The sequence below is a fragment of the Colwellia sp. C1TZA3 genome, assembly GCF_007954265.1.
Lineage (GTDB): Bacteria > Pseudomonadota > Gammaproteobacteria > Enterobacterales > Alteromonadaceae > Cognaticolwellia.
In genome coordinates, this window is the sequence record NZ_VOLS01000036.1 from 15,457 (window position 1) to 30,006 (window position 14,550).

Below are 14,550 nucleotides of genomic sequence, written 5' to 3' on the forward strand. Positions count from 1 at the left end.
TTCTTCTTTAACAAAGCAATCATGGTATTAGCCTAATAGCGGGCGTTATTTTACTGATTTGGGGTATAAATCTGCTTGGCTGGATTAAAGCTCACCCAAGAGGTTAAGACGTATTTACTCGATGAAATAGGAATATTTCCTCGGTGAGTATGGGTAAAGCCACATGGCGCAATAACCATGCTACCTGCCTTAGGCTTAATGCTTTTATGCTGGTAATAAAAGTCAGTTTCACCACCTTCTTCAACATCATTTAAATAAATTAAAAATAGTAATACCCGATGTAGCGCTTTATTCTCGCCGGGTTGTGGAAATATTTCTGAGTGCCAATAGCCATAATTCCCCTTACCTTGCTCATAACGTTGGGCGTTAACTGGGGCTAAGTTGAACAAATACTTTATCAAGTTAAATAAATTAGGCTTACCCACTTCTTCAAAGTTATCAACCGTCAATACCACCGGCTGTTTGGTTTTAGGATGCTGAACGGTTAGTGATATACCGCCAATTAAGCTAAAAAAATATTTACCAATATAATCAGTAACATGTTCACTACATGCCTGTAAGATTGTTTGCAACGCGGGTTGAAACTCTGCATGTTGGCTGAGGTGAATATCGTGGCTAAGCTTTTTAGTGGTATCGACACCATTGCCAGTTCTGCCCGGTACTTGGTGTGGGCTATTATCAAAATCTAGTATAAATTTTTGACAAAATTCTGGGCTAAGTGCGTTAGGGTATACTTCAATAAAATCTGTCATGATTGCTTACTTATGATTAATCTGACTTTAGCATACAACAAACTGCCGTTAATTTAATTACCTTGCCAAAAAATCTCTGTAGAATGTTCAATAAGTTTCATTAATAAGCGTTTTTTCCATTAGCATAACGCTTGGTAAATGATGGTCACCGGATGCAGTGATATCAATCTGTGCAGGTGTCGATAACAGCAATTAATATAGTTAATTATTTAAATAATAAAGCGATGTAGAGAGTCATTATGATTAAAGAATGTATAAGACCAAGATTTTGTGAAACGGATGGGCTGGGTCACATTAATAATACCGTGGTTGCACAATGGTTTGAGGGCGCGCGCGACCCGGTTTTTAAATGGTTCTCACCTGATTTAGACCTCACGGATTGGAAATTAATTTTAGCTAAAACGACGGTTGAGTTTCATGCTGAGCTGCAATATGGCACTGACGTTGAATTAAAAACCTACATTAGCCGTATTGGTAATAGTTCGTTTGACGTTTATCAAGAAGCCTGGCAGCAAGATAAAAAATGCGCATCGGGTACTGCGGTAATGGTGCATTTCGATCATCAAACTAAAAAGTCACAAAAAATATTAGCAGCAACAATCAGTATGATGAATGAGCACCTTTTTGTATGATCAGCACTAAAAATTGTTTTTATGTCGGTATTTATTTTTATTAACCTTAGTTTGATTTTTATAAAAAATAGACAACGAGACAAAATTTGAGCGGGCGTTTATTTTAGCGAGACTATTACTTTATTGTACGGCACAAGTCGTGAATTACGACAATGCAAAATAGCATAGGCCTCAAATACTGCGGTTATAGAGTATTTTTATGATGAAAATCAATATGCTTTAAAAGTATTATCTGATACCTGTTTAACGGTAAAAAAAACTTAGCTTCTGGCGGGGCGTCATTAGGTAATTGGCAATAAAATATTTAACAAAAATAGCGCAAAGCTAGCGTAATTTTTTACTCGTAGTGTTAGAATCTAAGTATTGTTATTAAAAATAAATATTCTGAGCGAGCTGACGTTTGGAAAGTACTAAATTAGTAAAGTAATACTTTACTGCAAATATAGGATTTTGTTCATGGCTGGTGTCAATAAAGTAATAATTTTAGGTAACTTAGGTAAAGACCCTGAAGTACGTTTCATGCCTAATGGTGGCGGGGTTGCTAACCTTACTATTGCAACTTCTGAAAGTTGGAAAGACAAGCAAACGGGTGAACAAAAAGAAAAAACTGAATGGCACCGTGTAGTGATGTTTGGCAAGCTAGCTGAAATCGCCGGTGAATATTTAAAGAAAGGTTCTAAAGTCTATATTGAAGGCGCTTTGCAAACACGTAAGTGGCAAAACCAACAAGGCCAAGACCAATATACCACTGAAATTGTTGTTCAAGGCTTTAACGGTACTCTGCAAATGCTAGATTCTCGTGGTGGTAGCGGTGCTAATGCCGGCGGCTTTAACCAACAAGATTCTCAACAATCAGGTGGTTTTCAACAACAAGCTGCAGCACCACAGCAAAGTGGCGGTTTTAACCAGCAAGCCCCAGCTCAGCAAGCTTATAATAAGCCGGCACAGCAAAGTGGTGGCTTTCAACAGCAACCTGCTCAACAGCAATCATCACAGCAGCAGTCACCACCACAACAACAATCAGGTGGTTTTCAACAGCAACAAGGTGGCTTCCAACAGAATGCACCTAAAGTGAATCCACAAGAACCAACTATTGATTTTGATGACGATATACCGTTCTAGATCATGTTTAATTTAAAAGTGTTAATCTAAAATACTAAAGTATATTTTAGAATACAAAAAAGGTGAGCTAATGCTCACCTTTTTTAATTTTTAAATCAATATCTTATAAAAGTTGTTGTTTAACCGGTTAACTAAGGCACTAGCACAATAGGTACGCCGACATGATGAGCCAATTTATTAGCAACACTGCCTAGTAGTAGGTCAACAATACGAGATCGTCCTCGGCGGCCAACAAATAGCATATTTACGTGTAGTGCTTTAATTTTTTTTTGAATTACGGTGGCAGGATCGCCCCAAATCAGTTCGGCGGTGATCTCAACATTTATCTTGTGATACTTTTCCACTAAAGGTATTAGCACCTTAGTTCTGGTATCAGTTTCTTCAGCTGTTTGATCTAATATTACTGGCGAGGTGCCTTCAAGTAATACAGGTTGTAAATATGAGTAATCTTTTACCATTAACAACATCACCTTAGCATCGGTTTTACTGGCTAAATCAACCGCACGGTCGATTGCTCGTAAACTCCACTTGCTGCCATCAACAGCAACGAGGTATAAAGGTTTTTTCATTTTATTCTCCTGAAAGTAATCCCTGTTTATGTCATAACTTTTGATATTGAGGTTTTATATCAAGCGCTATGCATTAATCCTGGTTCCATTGATTTATAGCAATCTCACTAATTATCTGATCATTTTACCTGGTTAAAACGACCCACTACTCATTATCGCTGCATAGATGCCGCTTATTAGATAATGCGGGAGCCTATTGTCCTGAACAACGAGTTATACCAATCCCATTAAGTTATTGCTCATTTGTACTAGTTAAAATAGCTCAAGGCTGTGTTGCTCTCACTCCCAATAGCCAGCTATTGCTCAATCGAGCGCCTTACCTTGAGTTATTTTTCCTGCGCACAACAAGATCACAAATTTAATGGACCTGGTATAATACCAATCCCATTAAGTTATTGCTCACTTGTACTAGTTAAAATAGCTCAAGGCTGTGTTGCTCTCACTCCCAATAGCCAGCTATTGCTCAATCGAGCGCCTTACCTTGAGTTATTTTTCCTGCGCACAACAAGATCACAAACTTAATGGAACTGGTATTATTAAATAAATACCTTATATTTGGTCGTTTTTTTGTGTATAAAATAGACCACTTAATTAATAAAATTGGTGTTATCTACTATCAAGATAGTAAAAATGTGCTGATTTTTCAAGTTGAACTTACAAGTTTATTGATGCGAATCAATATATTGATCAATTAAATAATCTGTTTAGCGTTAATCAATATTAATTAAAACCAGCTGCATAATGTACATAGTGCATCAGTTTAAATAACGCCACACTTGATAGTCGCGAGGTAATTGTAGCAATGACATTACCGCCCACAATATGACTAGTAAAAGTATTGCTAGCGAAAATGTCTTGAACAAAAATGTCACCAGATAGAACATCACTGGTGAGAATACTGCTGGCAAAAATACCAAGGCGAGAGTACCAAGGTAAGAGTACCAATATAAGAGTGATAAGGTGAGAGTGATAAGGTGAGAGTTTCAAGATAAGAGTATCAAGGCACTTACCACTCTGAGAAACTCTACTGTTGAGCTAAAGGTCAGTTCAGGTCATTTACGACTTAACTAAGAGTTGTTGCAGCGCCACCTCTAATGAAGGGTATTGAAACTTAAAGTTATTATTGAGTAGCTTTTTTGGTAAAACGTTTTGGCCATATAAGACTAAATCGGCTGACTCGCCCATTAATGTACGTAATACAAAAGCGGGTACTCGAAACAGACACGGGCGCTTGAGTACGGCACTTAAGGTTTCTGAAAACTCTTGATTATTAACCGGCATAGGCGCTGTAGCATTGATAATACCAGAGAGTGAAGTTTGGTAGACTGCCGCTAATAAAACAGCAACCATGTCATCAATGTGTATCCATGACATGAATTGCTTACCACTGGCAATAGGGCCACCAAGGCCCAATTTGAATGGCAGTAACATTTTTTGTAATGCACCACCGTTTTCAGCTAAGACAACACCGGTTCTTATAATACAAACACGGGTTTTGTCTGATTGAGCACCTTGGGCTATTGCTTCCCACTTTTGGCAAACTTGATGACTAAATTCATCATGTATCTCTTGGTAGCTCTCATCTATCGCTAACGCGCCTTGACGGCCATAAAAGCCGATAGCACTGCCGGAAATTAAACTATGCGGTGGATTAGTTGCTACCTGTATTTTTTCAACTAGGCTTTGGGTTATTTTCCAGCGACTTTGGCAAATCGTCTCTTTTTGTGCGCTTGACCATCTTTTGTCAACAATGGCTTCACCGGCTAAATTAATAACCACATCGAGTTCATTAAAGTTAATTGCGTCAAGTGTACTGATAAATTCAATATTATCAGGTAGTATTTTAGCGGTTTTTTCAGGATTACGGGTTAAAACAATAATGCGTTCGGCATTCAGGTGCTGGATAAGTGCTTGCCCTATAAGGCCGCTACCGCCGGTAATAAGAATATTCATCATTGTTCCTTGAGTTAACTCTTATCTAAATAAGCTATTTCTCACTTAGATATATTAGTTTTTATATTAGTTTTATAATGTAGTTATACCGAAAAATTCAGTTTATAGATCATTGTATAATGATATACGGTAACAATAAATTATAGCAGTAGACTGCTGTTACCAATGTAACACAGTCAAGAAAAAAGCTCCCGTAGGAGCTAATTTATTACTAGGTAAGTTTAATAAAAAACTTAGTAGTAGGTATCTTCTTTGTTGTGCGCTTGAGGATCTTCAATAATCTCTTCAAAGCCAACGGCAAAGCTGTTGTTGTGAGCGGTATTTGCCATATAAATAGTGCGGGTTGAACCATCAATCCAAGTTACTGTACCGCTACCTTTTTTGCTACCGCATTTCATACCAATATGTATGTCTTGAAATTCCATTACTTCCTCCTCGTTAGTTGTCGAATATCGAACTGTGTATTCGATTCAGCAAGCGTTACTATTTATTACTTAGAGTGTTCACTATCAAAGTAGTTCAAATATTATACAGTTAATGTGCTTTTTTTCGACAATAAAGGTTTATTATAAAGAGAAAAATACTCATATCTAGTCATTTCTAAGGTTTAACACTAACACCTAAAACAGCTGGCCTGCTAGCCCCTGTTACCGCAGGAATGTTACCAAAAATATTTTGATCAAATGCTAAAGCTAACCAGGCAAATGCCATGGCCTCTAATGAATCACTATTGATGTTTTTTGTCTGGGTGTTTACAATTAAATGATTGTTAAGCTTTTGATTTAATAATGAAATTAGGTAGTTGTTTTCAATGCCACCACCGCAAAGGTACACGTCAGACTTCGCACTTAGTTGACTAATTTCTTGAGCGATTGTTTCGGCTGTTAACGCCGTCAATGTCGCTTGAATGTCGGCGGGTTTTAATGTGCTTTGGTTGGTAAATTTTGCCAACCATTGGGCATTAAAATACTCTCGCCCAGTGCTTTTAGGGGCAGCTTGTGAGAAGTAGGGGTCGTTTAACATAGCTTGTAGTAATTTATGACAAACTTGACCTGAATTGGCCCATTGGCCTTTAGCGTCATAGCGGCCTGATTGGTGCTGTTCAAACCAATAATCCATTAACGCATTGCCTGGGCCGGTATCAAACCCGGTAGTTTTATGTGGGGCATTCTTGGGCAGAAAGGTAATATTAGCAATGCCACCAATATTAACCACAAAAACATCTTTTTCAGTTGAGCCAAAAATAGCTTGGTGAAAAGCAGGCACCAATGGTGCTCCTTGGCCACCTAAGGCGATATCTTTGGTTCTAAAATCACCAACAACACGAATGTCGGTCAACAATGCTAAGGTTTGCAAGCAGCCTATTTGCAGAGTAAAAGGTGTTGTTATTTGGGGGTTTTTCACTGGGCGATGTCGAATGGTTTGCCCATGACAACCTATGGCAGTAATATCTGTTGCAGATAGCTTTTCTTGCTGAAGAAATTTTATAATGGCTTGAGAAAATTGCTGAGCTAACTCGATATTGAGGCTACCAGCTCGATCAATTTCATTAGCGCTAGCGTTATATAAAGTCATTATTTTTTGCTGGGTGTCGTCATCGTAAGCTTGATAATAGCTTGCAAGCAAATTTGCCCCATGGGCTCGTTGCGGTTGCTGACCATCAAATTCGACAAGCGCGAGATCAATGCCATCAGCGCTAGTGCCTGACATCAGGCCAATATAATGCATTTTTTTGCTCATATTATTCTGCGTTTGGCTGCATGCTGAGCATTATGCGTCGTGAACCCATCAGCTCTGCCAACCGCTGTTTTGCTATCACATCAAATGCTTGTCTATACTTACTACTGATAGGCTCAGCGTCTGGCAGCTTAACTGTTCTAGGATTACGATGTACACCGTTAAGTAAAAACTCATAATGCAAATGTGGGCCCGCAGCTAAGCCGGTAGAGCCAACATAACCGATGACCTGTCCTTGCTTGACTCGCTCGCCTTTATTGACGGCCCGTTTTGAAAAGTGAATATATTTGGTTTCAATGCCGTTGCCATGCTGCAGAAATACGTGGTGGCCATTATACTTGTCGTAAGTCGCTCGCACGACTTTACCGTCACCTGCGGCAACAACGGGTGTACCTGTTTTAGCAGCATAGTCTGTTCCACGATGGGCTTTCCAACGTTTTTGTACGGGATGAAAACGTTTGCGTTTAAAATTAGAGCTAATATATTTAAAGCTTACTGGCGCACGCAAAAATGCTTTACGCATGCTTCTGCCTTCTGCCGAGTAATACTTACCATTAGTGTAGCGAATAGCTTTAAAAGACTCACCTTGGTTAACAAACTCTGCCGCCACTATGTTGCCAGTGCCGATAAACTCACCTTCAACATATTGGTTTTCATAAACAACATTAAAGCTATCGCCTTCACGAATGTCCAAAGCAAAATCAATATCCCAGCCAAATACATTCGCTAAGCTAATAATCTGCCCATCATTTAGGCCGGCAGAGGCGGCAGCAAGCCAAAAATTGGCTTTAATCACGCCATGTGCAATAGCCTCACGAATTTCAACACTTTTGCTCTCCTTATAAGCGTGATATTGCTTATTCTGTAAATTAACGAACAAGGTCTCATTTTTTGATAACGGATACTCAAGTGAGACTAAGTTACCTTCATTGTCTTTACCTATGCGCATGATATCGTCAACACTGAGCTTTTTGAGTAACTTACTGCCTTCACCTTCGGCGGTGATCACTTTATAAGTTGTGGTAGCATTTAAATTATTACGTTTAAATATTTTTGCTAGCGAATCGCCATTTCTTACCTTGACTGATTGCCACTGCAATTGTGCTGCGTCTTCTTCAATATTGCTGGGCAGATCTCTGATGGGTTCTTGTGTAATGGTTAACGCGTCGATGGGTTGAACGGGTAACTGAATAGTGGCAGGCGGATCAACATGACTTGTCTGCTCGGGCATGGCGATTTGATAGCGCTGACCGACTTTAAATTCGCTATCAGTACTCGACGTAGCTTGATTACTGCTCTTTAACGGCACTATTAATAAAAATAACACTACAACAGCGCATGCAGTAATAATTATTTGATGCTGTTTTGGTAGGGCAAAATATAAGTTTTTTATATTTTTCAAAAAGATAAGGCCTATGAGTGAAATTTTAATACGACAACTGTCGTTTACTATAACAAAATAATATCATGCTAAACAATGATAGGGTTTTCACCACAGTTAAAATTACAGTAGAATTCGACAATTAATTAATCTATTTGTTATATACCTGTTCCTTAAAGTGGAACGGGTTATATTCCCCTGTTGGAGCCTAGTAATGTCAGATGTAAGCCATGCGTTTGCAGAAATAAAACGCGGTGCGGAAGAAATTCTGCTAGAAGATGAATTGTTAGCCAAGTTAAAGCTAGGAAAACCGTTAAAAATTAAGGCTGGTTTTGATCCAACAGCACCAGATTTACATTTGGGTCATACCGTATTGATCAATAAGTTACGACAGTTTCAGCAGTTAGGTCATGAAGTTATTTTTTTAATTGGCGACTTTACTGGCATGATTGGTGATCCAACGGGTAAAAATGTTACGCGCAAGGCGTTAACCAAAGAAGATGTTTTAGCAAACGCTGAAACCTATAAAGAACAAGTATTTAAAATTCTAGACCCGGCAAAAACCACGGTTGCATTTAACTCTACGTGGATGGAAAAACTTGGCGCTGCAGGTATGTTAAAACTGGCTTCACGGCAAACCGTTGCGCGTATGATGGAGCGCGATGACTTTAAAAAGCGTTATAACGGTGGCCAAGCTATTGCCATTCATGAGTTTATGTATCCGTTAGTGCAAGGTTGGGATTCAGTTGCGTTAGAGGCTGATATTGAATTAGGTGGTACTGACCAGAAATTTAATTTATTAATGGGCCGCGAACTGCAAAAGTCAGAAGGGCAACGTCCGCAAACTGTGCTTATGATGCCATTACTTGAAGGCTTAGACGGCGTGCAAAAAATGTCTAAGTCATTGAATAACTATATTGGCATTACTGACGCACCGAATGATATGTTTGGTAAAATCATGTCGATTTCTGATGATTTGATGTGGCGCTACTATGAGCTGCTTAGCTTTAAAGCGATTGAGGTGATTAATGGCTATAAAGAAAATATTGCCGCAGGCTCAAACCCTCGAGATATAAAAATTGACTTAGCCAAAGAGTTAATTGAGCGCTTTCATGACAAGGCAGCGGCGGAAGCGGCTCATCAAGAATTTATTAACCGCTTTCAAAAAGGTGCCGTGCCTGACGACATATCAGCGATAGATGTGATTGCCGAACATGGTGAAATTGCTATTACTAACTTGTTAAAAGCAGCCGGTTTAGTGACTAGTACCTCTGAAGCTATGCGGATGATAAAGCAAGGTGCGGCGAAAATTGCAGGCGAGAAAATTGTCGATAATAAGCTGATGATCAGTGCAGGCTCAACAGCAATATACCAAGTCGGTAAACGTAAATTTGCTCAGGTTACTGTTAAGTAAATGCTATCAAATTAGTCTGTTGTTAAAAAACCAGTAGTGGTTACTGGTTTTTTATGTACAGGATGTACGGTATATCGCGGGTGCATGGCTGTTCTTAGTCGTTCTTAGCTATTCATGGCTCCATGGCATTAGTGCATCCATATACGTCGAAGTACGGTCAGTTTGTTGGCTCCCAACGTAACCCAAGTACCTACATCCCTGTAGGTACGGTCAAGATCATATGGTCGTTGCTAGCCATTTTGAATTGCTATGTATTATTTAAATGACTTATATTTCTGTAAGAACATGGCTTTAGGAGATTAATGTATCTATGTATGTCGAGCTGAAAAAGTTACTGATATCATAGGAAAAGTTGTAATTTACAAACAGCTTGGTAATCTAGGGGGATTATTTATTGTTTGAAGCTTATATGACAAATATTAGATTACTTAGCTGCTTGGCGTTAATAATCAACCTTGTTGCTTGTTCATCTATGAACAGTGCTACCACGTCATTTCGTGATGGCTTTGATTTTTCTGTCGTTGAAAGCTATAGCACTTATGATCGTAATTCCGCCTTTGGTGATTTACAAAATCTTAACGACACTATCCGCAATACCATTGAACTGGCGATTGAGCAGGGCTTTAACGAGAATGGCTTTCGTTATAAAATTTTTACCGAGGCCGATATACTTATTGCTTATCACCTGCTTGATAATAATTTTGCCGAACTGAAAAAATATGATCAACAGGTAAAATATTGCGGTTATTGCTTAAGAGCAGGCAAAAACAGCCGCCTAGAGTTAGAAAAAAAGCTAGACCCCGGTAGTTTGATTATCGATATTATCGACCCAAAAAATCAACGTTCGGTCTGGCGCAGTATCTATCCGTTAGGTTTTAAACCTCAAGATAATAGCCGTGAAATACAGAAAAAAATTAGTCAAGCGGTTGATAGCATGTTGCGCGATTATCCTTGTGGCAAAAATATAAGCCAAATTGTTAACTTAAAGGAGCAGCTTACATGACGATTAAGTGGCTAGTTATTACATTATTTACCCTGACCTGTTTTATGGTCATTCTGCTTGGCTTAGGTTATTTCCTGTCGGAAAATGAAAAAGCCACCATGCCAGCTAAACACGCGTTGGCGCAACAGACTCAGCTACAGCAGAAAAAACCGCTTTTACGTAAAAGTATTACCAATGTTGCCAAGCCAGAAACTGACGCTAACATTATGAATAACTTTGAAAACACATTGATCAATAACTTAACTTGTATCACGTTAGCACAGTGCCAAGTCGTTACTGTTAAATTCAAAAATGTCGACTGCAAGTTAGCCAGTAATGTTATAGGAGCCTCACAACTTAAAAAAATAGCCACACAGCGCATTAATATGGAGACTTGCCCAACGGTAAATCCGCAAAGCCAACTCGCTTGTCAGCAAAATATTTGCACGCTAATGAATACGCTCAATTAGTGTTAATTATCATCTCACCTGTCGCTTGAAAGGCTATTTAAGCGGCGTTAATTATTTTTGATAGCGCAACAGGTATATCACCAGCGCTAAAAATAATTGTCTTGGCTAAAGAGCTTTTAATTGTCAGCCAAACAAGCATCTTGAATGGCTTTGGGTATATAATAACGTATTGTTTTTAATAAATTGTATCTGATATGACCTTCCCCGACGATGAAACCGGCCAAGTATTAACTGAAATGCAAGCTGCTGGCATTAACTTAAATGAAATGCACCCAGTAGTATTTTTCCAGTTATTTGAAAAAGAAATACAAGCGCAAGCTATGATCGAGCATTTAGCTGAAAAAGCGCCAGACATGATTGTAACGCTAGCACCTGACGAGTTACCCAATGTGTGGGATTTAAACTGCACAGTAACCATGACACCAAGTTATGACGCGATTGTTGCGCAAGAAGCTGAATTTGAGTTGCTAGCAACAAAATTCAAAGGCTTTAACGATGGTTGGGGTATTGAGGCTTAATGACTTAAGCTAAGTTAACTCAAGTTGAGTTAACTTGAGTTAACTTGAGTTAACTTGAGTTAAGATAGTGGTTCGCTCCAAAGATTTCGTTGATATATCACTGTTGATAAAAACGTGTCTATTAACAGTTTTTAAATAACTGATATTATGAGATATTAATATCAGTTAAATAAGCAATATGATGCTGAGTTTACTCAAACTTATCCATAATACCGTGCTGTAAGCACAAGGATATAGCGCTATTTGCGCAAGGAGTATTAAACAATGTTCAATAAATTAATGCCATTATTTCTGCTCGTTTTCTTAACAGCATGCGGCGCAACTCAACCACCCCCGTACCGAGCAGATAGAAACCCTGAAGACAGAGAGCAATACAGCCTTGAGCTATTTTAACTAGTACAAGTGAGCAATAACTTAATGGGATTGGTATTACTCAGCAACAAAAAGATCAAACTTACCTAATGATAAAGCGCTATCTGATCAATGTACTGCAGCTAAAATAGATTTAGCGATCGCAGTAAAAGACAAAAATGCTAGTGAAATTCAGCAACAAAAGACACTCATTAACAGCACTTGCATATAAGTAAATTAATAGGCTGCATAAGTTTGAGCTGTGTTAACTGGCTGGCACTATATTAATCAAGGTAGCGTGCTGCTATTGCACCGTGTTGAATTGTTTTTTCCAAGTGGAGGCGTAAGCAGTCTTTTCGTTATTTCTTTAGCGCAACAAAGAAAAAGTTGCTATTTTTTCACGTAATAAAATTAAAAATATCCAAAAATCATCACTTTATTACGTCCTCTTTTTTTTGCTTCATACATTGCCTTATCGGCGCAGTCCATCAACATAGCTTGCTCTGTTGCATGCTGAGGATAAATGGCCACACCAATACTTGAGGAAATATTTAGGACCTCATCATTATCCATGATAAAAGGATCTTCCAAAGTTATTCGTATTTTATTCGCAACATCGGCTGCGTGCTGATAAATAGTTGGGAGGATCACAATAAATTCATCCCCACCTAAACGTCCAACGGTGTCGGTAGCGCGTAAACAAGATTGAATACGTTCAGATACTGCTATTAACAGGCAATCACCAACATGGTGTCCGTGACTATCATTGACTTGTTTAAAGTCATCTAAATCAATAAAAAGAATAGCCATGCTTTGTTTATTACGATCAGTAAAGGCTATCGCTTGCTTTAATCTATCATTGATTAAACGACGATTAGGAAGCTGGGTTAATTGATCATACGAGGCTTGCTTATCAAGGCGTATTTGCAGTTTTTTTTGCTCGGTAATGTCATAATTTACGCCAACAATCCGAATTGCCTTACCTGCCTTGTTAAAAGAGGTTTTTGATACCGCTTTAATATAATGCACCGAGTTGTCTGGCCACAAAACACGAAATTCGAGGCAATATTCTCGCTCATTTCTAAGGGCCGCCTGTATTTCACCGTCAACATAGCTTCGGTCGTCTATGTGTATTCTGGAAAACCATACTTTTTGTAAATCTTCAACATTTGACTCATCCATATCATATAATCCGTACATGACAGAGTCCCAATTCAAAATGTTACTTTTAACATCCCAATCCCAAATACCGACAATGCCAGCTGAAGCGCCTGCTTTTAATCGATCGATTAATATTTGTGCTTCCGCGTTTGCTGCGCACGCTTTTTTACTGCTACTGGCAATATTGAGCAGTATAAACAGTAAAAGCAGTGATAAAGTCGTGCCAGTAAAACCAATTAATTTAGCTAAGTTATTTTTAACTATGTTTTCAAAAAGGTAGGTGCTTTGAAAGTGTATGGTCCAATTTTGGCCTGGAAATTCAATGATTTTAACGACAGAGAAACGAGGTGTAAATGCTTTTATATCAGCATCAGATAAAGAATCTAGATTATTTTTTTTGCTGTAAAGTAGATCCTCTACCGCTTGTGAATTTCCGTCATATATTGAAAAACTTAGTTGGCGATTTTTATCACTTAACAGAATGCCTTTAATCAGATTGTCCATGCGAAATGGACTGTATACATAGCCAATGAGTTCTTTTTGACGCTGAGCTATGCTTTCAATCGCTGCTCCATTTCGATATAAAGGGAGATAGATGAGAAAGCCATTCTGCAAATCATTACCACTTTCCTGAACCAGTTTAACCTTAGCGGAAAATGCGATATTGCCATTGTCGCGAGCAATGTCCATGGCGATACGACGAGACTCTTCTGAGTACATATCGTATCCAAAGGCGCGCTGATTTCTAGCTGTAAATGGCTCAAGGTAGAGAATGCTACTGTATTGTTCACGCACTCCTGCTGGAAAAACCTTAAACTCATTAAAACCTTTTAGCCTCAGTGCATTGACGAAGGCGTGTTTTTCTTCTGGCTTCAACATAACGGCATAACCAATACCTTGAATGCCAGGCCAATGTTTATCAACTCGTAAATTAGTTACATAATTATGAAATTCATGACGATTAACATGAATACTTGATTGAAATAATCCTACACCACCACGCAAAACTTGCTCATACCCTTGCATACGCTGTTTGATAGCTTGAAGGGTTTGGGCGACCTCAAATGTGAATAAATCTTCAGTATGGCGTTGATGAGATTTGTTAGTGATCGACCAAGCAATAAGCGTAATAAAGAGGCTTAATAGAAATATAAGCCAAGCGGAGTAAGTGCCTCGAAAAAAGGTCAGAAAATTTTCTTTATTTGACGCCCTACCTGCATTGTTTTCTTTGTTAGTAAATTTACTCGCCATTAAAGCCCCCCACACTAAGTTTTTCAAAAATGCGTACGATCAACGTTGAACAATTTTTATACTATTAATTAAAATGAGAGTATCAGAAGAATAAAGCAGATACCTGAACTATTCAACAGGTTTGATTTTATACCAGTTCCATTAAGTTTGTGATCTTGTTGTGCACAGGAAAAATAACTCAAGGTAAGGCGCTCGATTGAGCAATAGCTGGCTATTGGGAGTGAGAGCAACACAGCCTTGAGCTATTTTAACTAGTA

At 38.5% G+C, this 14,550-nt stretch carries 14 protein-coding genes; 7 read left to right on the forward strand and 7 right to left on the reverse strand.

Going from position 1 to position 14,550, the window contains the following annotated elements; translation table 11 throughout:
• Nucleotides 1-50: 50 nt before the first annotated feature.
• Nucleotides 51-752, reverse strand: coding sequence for a 2OG-Fe(II) oxygenase (locus ESZ39_RS11485; RefSeq protein ID WP_146880042.1), 702 nt, complete (start codon nt 750-752; stop codon nt 51-53).
• A gap of 239 nt (nt 753-991) precedes the next feature.
• On the opposite strand from ESZ39_RS11485, the gene ESZ39_RS11490 reads away from it, so the two are divergent.
• Together ESZ39_RS11490 and ssb are read left to right on the forward strand one after the other, a co-directional pair.
• Complete coding sequence (locus tag ESZ39_RS11490; protein WP_146880043.1) at nt 992-1,384, forward strand: acyl-CoA thioesterase; 393 nt, start codon at nt 992-994, stop codon at nt 1,382-1,384.
• Nucleotides 1,385-1,840: 456 nt separating this feature from the next.
• Nucleotides 1,841-2,506, forward strand: a complete 666-nt coding sequence (gene ssb, locus ESZ39_RS11495) for a single-stranded DNA-binding protein (protein WP_191321772.1) — start codon at nt 1,841-1,843, stop codon at nt 2,504-2,506.
• A gap of 131 nt (nt 2,507-2,637) precedes the next feature.
• Here the strand turns inward: ssb and ESZ39_RS11500 are convergent, their stop codons facing one another.
• The 5 genes from ESZ39_RS11500 to ESZ39_RS11520 form a co-directional block, all read right to left on the reverse strand.
• Nucleotides 2,638-3,075, reverse strand: a complete 438-nt coding sequence (locus ESZ39_RS11500; protein ID WP_146880045.1) for a universal stress protein — start codon at nt 3,073-3,075, stop codon at nt 2,638-2,640.
• Between the two features lie 1,056 nt (nt 3,076-4,131).
• Nucleotides 4,132-5,031: a TIGR01777 family oxidoreductase gene (locus tag ESZ39_RS11505; protein ID WP_317615711.1), complete on the reverse strand. Its 900-nt coding sequence runs from the start codon at nt 5,029-5,031 to the stop codon at nt 4,132-4,134.
• A 230-nt stretch (nt 5,032-5,261) separates the two neighbouring features.
• Entirely contained in the window at nt 5,262-5,453 is a 192-nt protein-coding gene (locus tag ESZ39_RS11510) for a hypothetical protein (RefSeq protein ID WP_146880046.1), read from the reverse strand.
• Nucleotides 5,454-5,628: 175 nt separating this feature from the next.
• The gene (locus ESZ39_RS11515; RefSeq protein ID WP_146880047.1) at nt 5,629-6,768 is read right to left on the reverse strand and encodes an anhydro-N-acetylmuramic acid kinase; all 1,140 of its coding nucleotides are present in this window, start codon (nt 6,766-6,768) and stop codon (nt 5,629-5,631) included.
• Nucleotide 6,769: 1 nt separating this feature from the next.
• Nucleotides 6,770-8,167, reverse strand: coding sequence for an OapA family protein (locus ESZ39_RS11520; RefSeq protein WP_223270359.1), 1,398 nt, complete (start codon nt 8,165-8,167; stop codon nt 6,770-6,772).
• 193 nt (nt 8,168-8,360) lie between these two features.
• Here ESZ39_RS11520 and tyrS point away from each other — a divergent pair, with 193 nt between their 5' ends.
• From tyrS to ESZ39_RS18320, 5 genes are all read left to right on the forward strand, one after another.
• Nucleotides 8,361-9,560 (forward strand): tyrosine--tRNA ligase, encoded by a 1,200-nt coding sequence (tyrS, locus tag ESZ39_RS11525; RefSeq protein WP_146880049.1) that lies wholly within the window; start codon nt 8,361-8,363, stop codon nt 9,558-9,560.
• Between the two features lie 409 nt (nt 9,561-9,969).
• Complete coding sequence (locus ESZ39_RS11530; protein WP_146880050.1) at nt 9,970-10,563, forward strand: DUF4136 domain-containing protein; 594 nt, start codon at nt 9,970-9,972, stop codon at nt 10,561-10,563.
• Complete coding sequence (locus ESZ39_RS11535) at nt 10,560-11,012, forward strand: hypothetical protein (protein ID WP_146880051.1); 453 nt, start codon at nt 10,560-10,562, stop codon at nt 11,010-11,012. The genes ESZ39_RS11530 and ESZ39_RS11535 overlap by 4 nt, the downstream gene beginning before the upstream one ends.
• Before the next feature lie 194 nt (nt 11,013-11,206).
• Complete coding sequence (locus tag ESZ39_RS11540; RefSeq protein WP_146880052.1) at nt 11,207-11,530, forward strand: ribonuclease E inhibitor RraB; 324 nt, start codon at nt 11,207-11,209, stop codon at nt 11,528-11,530.
• A gap of 264 nt (nt 11,531-11,794) precedes the next feature.
• Nucleotides 11,795-11,923, forward strand: coding sequence for a hypothetical protein (locus ESZ39_RS18320; RefSeq protein WP_317615712.1), 129 nt, complete (start codon nt 11,795-11,797; stop codon nt 11,921-11,923).
• Nucleotides 11,924-12,292: 369 nt separating this feature from the next.
• On the opposite strand, the gene ESZ39_RS11550 is transcribed toward ESZ39_RS18320, so the two are convergent.
• Nucleotides 12,293-14,293: a GGDEF domain-containing protein gene (locus ESZ39_RS11550; protein WP_146880053.1), complete on the reverse strand. Its 2,001-nt coding sequence runs from the start codon at nt 14,291-14,293 to the stop codon at nt 12,293-12,295.
• Between the last annotated feature and the right edge of the window lie 257 nt (nt 14,294-14,550).